Source organism: Kitasatospora sp. NPDC059571 (genome assembly GCF_042735675.1).
Lineage (GTDB): Bacteria > Actinomycetota > Actinomycetes > Streptomycetales > Streptomycetaceae > Kitasatospora.
In genome coordinates this window covers 1-3,826 of the sequence record NZ_JBHWBW010000632.1, presented here as the reverse complement: position 1 = coordinate 3,826, position 3,826 = coordinate 1, and the positions used below count along the sequence as shown (strand labels likewise).

2 protein-coding genes are annotated in these 3,826 nt (G+C 74.1%); one reads left to right on the top strand and one right to left on the bottom strand.

All coding sequences use genetic code 11. The features are described from left to right. Positions 1-150 precede the first annotated feature (150 nt). Positions 151-897, top strand: coding sequence for a thioesterase II family protein (locus ACFV0G_RS36915; RefSeq protein WP_380557416.1), 747 nt, complete (start codon positions 151-153; stop codon positions 895-897). Positions 898-967: 70 nt separating this feature from the next. Here ACFV0G_RS36915 and ACFV0G_RS36910 read toward each other — a convergent pair whose 3' ends face one another. Beyond that, entirely contained in the window at positions 968-3,610 is a 2,643-nt protein-coding gene (locus ACFV0G_RS36910) for a right-handed parallel beta-helix repeat-containing protein (RefSeq protein WP_380557413.1), read from the bottom strand. Between the last annotated feature and the right edge of the window lie 216 nt (positions 3,611-3,826).

The following is a 3,826-nucleotide window of genomic DNA, read 5'->3' as shown; positions in this document are numbered from 1 at the left end:
CGTCGCCGCCGAGATCGTCGCCCACCGCCGCGGCGGCTCCTGCCTCCCCCTCTCCACCGGCACCGGCCCCATCCACCACGACCTCACCCGCACCGTACGCCGGACCGCCCACCCGTCCGTCCGGCACCGGCCGCTCGTCGGAGCCAGACCGTGAACGTCCTGGAGCTGCGGGCCGCCCGGGTCCCCGAACTGACACTCGTCCTGCTCCACCACGCGGGCGGCTCCGCCGCCAGCTACCGGCACTTCCTCGCTCATCTGCCCGACCACTGGCGGGTGCTGGCCCTGGAGCTGCCCGGACGGATGCACGCCTCGAAGCAGTCGGGCTGCCGCTCGGCCGCCGAGGTGGTGGACCTGCTGCTGCCCGTACTGGAGGCCGAACTCATCGGCCACTACGCGGTGTTCGGGCACAGCATGGGGGCACTGGTCGCCTTCGAGCTGGTCCGGGCCCTGGAACGGCTCGGCCGGGCTCCGCTCTGGCTCGGCCTGTCCGGCAGCCCGGCCCCCGAGGCCGGCCGCCGCCCGGCCGAGCAGCGGCACACCTGGCCGCACGAACGGCTGGTGCACTTCATCCGGCGGCTCGGCGGCACCCCGGACAGCGTGTGGCACCACCCCGTCCTCGCCGAGCGGGTGGTCCGCACCATGCGCTGGGACCTGGAGGTGGTCGAGACCTACGAGCACCCCGGCGGGCTGCCGCTGACCACCCCGGTCTCGCTCTTCGCGGGCGAGGCGGACCCTCTGGTGCCGCCCGAACGGGTCCGGCGCTGGCGCGAGCACACCCGGGACGCGGTCACCTTCCACAGCCTGCCCGGCGGGCACTTCTACCTGTTCGACCGGGCCGCCGAGGTCTGCCGCCGCATCGTCGAGGACGTCACCGCCACCCGCCCCGGTACGCCCTGAGCCCGCTCCGCACCGGGCGGACGCCGAAGGGCCCCGGCCGGAGCCGGGGCCCTTCGCTGCGCGGGGCCGATCAGGCGGACCGCTCGATGTAGTAGCCCTCCTGGTCCACGATGAGCTGGAGGGAGCCGGGGCTGCCGTTGTAGAACGAGGCCCCGCTCGACTTCACCGGCACGGTGACCAGGTTGGCCACGGTCTGCCCGGCGGTGAAGTTGAGGTTGGAGGCGGTCGGCCGGCCCGCGGTGTTCGGATACGCCGTCAGGAATCCGGTGCCGCTGGTCTGGGTGACCGTCACATTGACCACCAGGCTGGCAGGCAGGGGCGCGCCGGCGAAGTCGTAGTCGAACGCGCCGACGACGCTCCCGTAGGTGCCGAAGGCAGCGACGGCGAGACCGGGCTTGCGGTTCGGGTCGCCCTGTCCCGTCCGGGTGTCGACCAGTCGCTCCGGTCCGCGCGGCACGAAGACCTGGTCGGCGCCGGACGCGGCATCGCCGAAGTAGCCCGCCAGGTCGGCGATGACGTGGGTGGTGCCCGCGCTGCCGTTGTGGAGGTCGACCCTGCCGTTCACCACCGGGGCGATCACCAGGTTGGGGACGGTCTGCCCGGCGGTGAAGTTGAGGTTGGAGGCGGTCGGACGCGGCGCGCCGGCGGGGAACACCGAGAGGTAGCCGGGCGCGGTCGGCCCGGTGACCGTGGTGTTGAGGACGACGGCGGTGGCTCCGGCCGGGATCCGCCCGGAGAGGTCGAGCCTCAGGTCGCCGCCGGCCGCGACCGGGCGGGCCGCGGACGTGCCCAGCCCGGAGCGGGTGTCGAGCACCCGGACCGGCGTGAGCGGTGCGAAGCCGGAGCCCCTGTTGCTGTAGTACCCGGCCAGGTCGAGCAGCACGTGCACGGTGCCCGGGCTGCCGTTGTGCAGCCGCAGGCCGGCGGTGCCGGCCGGCACCGTGACGAGGTTCGGGACGGTCTTCCCGGCCGTGAAGTTGAGGTTCGAGGCGGTCGGCAGGCCGGAGTTGTCCGGATAGACGGTGAGGTAGCCGGCGGCCGTGGGCTCGGTGACGGTGACGTTCGCGACCAGGGCGCTGACGTCCGCGATCGGCACGCCGTCGATCGCCGGGAGGGGCAGCACCACATCGGCGCCGGGCGCCACCGGGGCGGTGCCCTTCACGCCCACTCCGGAGCGGGTGTCGAGCAGCCGGACGGGGGTGACCGGGGTGTACGCGGCCCCGACCATGGTCGTCATGCTCCACCGCGATCCGGTGCTCGCGTGGTAGCCGTCGGCGGTGACGAACACGCCGATGCTGTGCCGACCGGCCCGGCGGAAGGTGTGCGTGACCTTCCCGCCGGTGATGGTCACCGGGTAGGGATCGCCGTCGAAGGTCAGGACGAACTCCCGGTCGTCCGGCCCGGCGGAGGTCCACGTGTGCCTGCCGGGGGTGGCCGTCACCACGACGTCGAGCGGGCCGCCGCCGGGTGCGGGGTCCACCGTGGTGTTACCGCTGGACACGGAGTCCTGCAGCTCGGTCGCCCCGCGGTCCGCGAAGGTGTGCGCACCCGCCCCGGTGTTGGCGACGGCCGGATCGTCGAGTCGGGGCCGGCCGAGGAAGTCGGTGTCCAGCGCCCCCGGGGCATCGGCGTTCGCCGAGTCCTCGGCAGGCGAGCCGGAGAGGATGCCGAACCACTCCCCGCTGGCGGAGCCGTAGAGCTTCGGATCGGCCGCCAGGTCGTGGCGGCCCTGGCCGGTCGCGGCGAGCAGCGCGGCGGGGCCGTCGTAGGCGGTGCCGCTCCAGTCGTAGAGCGGCAGGCCGCTGGTGGGGTCCGCGAGGTTGTAGTCGACGGTCGTCCCGGTGGCCGACCCGGCGGAGACCGTGACGGCGGGGGCGGCCGTCGCCTTGGTGCAGCCGGTCGGCTTGTCCGGGCTCCCTCCCGCCGTCTCGATGATGTTGTTCTCCACGACCGCGTTCGGCGACGCGCCGTCCAGGACGACACCGGCCGAGCACAGCGCCAGCACGGTGTTGCCCGTGACGACGGTGCCGGGGGCATCGGTGGCCCGGAGGGTCGTGTACGGAGTCCCGTCGCCCCAGATGCTGTTGCCGCTGACCGTGGTGGCGGCGGCACCGCCGTCGATCTGGACGGCCGGGGCCCCGCCGACGATCTCGACCCGGCGGATCGAGACCCGGGCGGAGGACCCGGTCACCCGGACACCCGGCTGGCGGACGCTGCCCTGCACCGAACCCTGCTGGACGACGACGTCCGAGGAGTCGGTGACCAGGAGGCTCGGGGCGTAGGAACCGCCCTGGACGTCGAAGCCCTGGACGGTGACGTGCTGGACGCCGGTCAGCTCGAAGGCGGGGGTCCTGAGGGTGGCCGACACCGCGCCCACCCGCACTCCCCGACTCCACACGTGGTCGGCCCGGAAGGTGATGGGCGCCGCGTCCGTGCCGGAGCGGGTGATGTGCACCGCTTCGTTGTAGATGCCGGGTTCCACCACCACGGTCTGGCCCGGTTCGACGACCGCCGCCGCCGCGGAGATGGTGCAGAAGACGCCGTGGTCGACGCCGGCGGTCCCGTCCGAGCAGGTGGAGGACGCGCCGTCCACCCGCAGCAGCCCGGCGGCGGGCGCAGGGGCGGTGTCGGCACTCGCCGGGGTCGCCAGCGGAGCCATTCCGCCGGCCAGCAGTACGAGGATCGCGGCTCTGGCCGCCCCTGCCTGTCTCACGTCTACGACTCCTTCGAACCGTGGGCGACCGGGCCGGGCCCTCGGCCGACGGACCGGCGGGGCACCTCGGCCGCACGGTCGGGTGGGGAGATCCTGCCAGACCCCGGAGCACGGTTCGAGGCCTCCCCCCGGCCGGTGCTCCGCCTACGGCCCGCCGGCCGAACCCCTTGTGGGGGAAAGTCGCTTCGTGTCCGTTTCGCCCCGCCGACCGTGCGG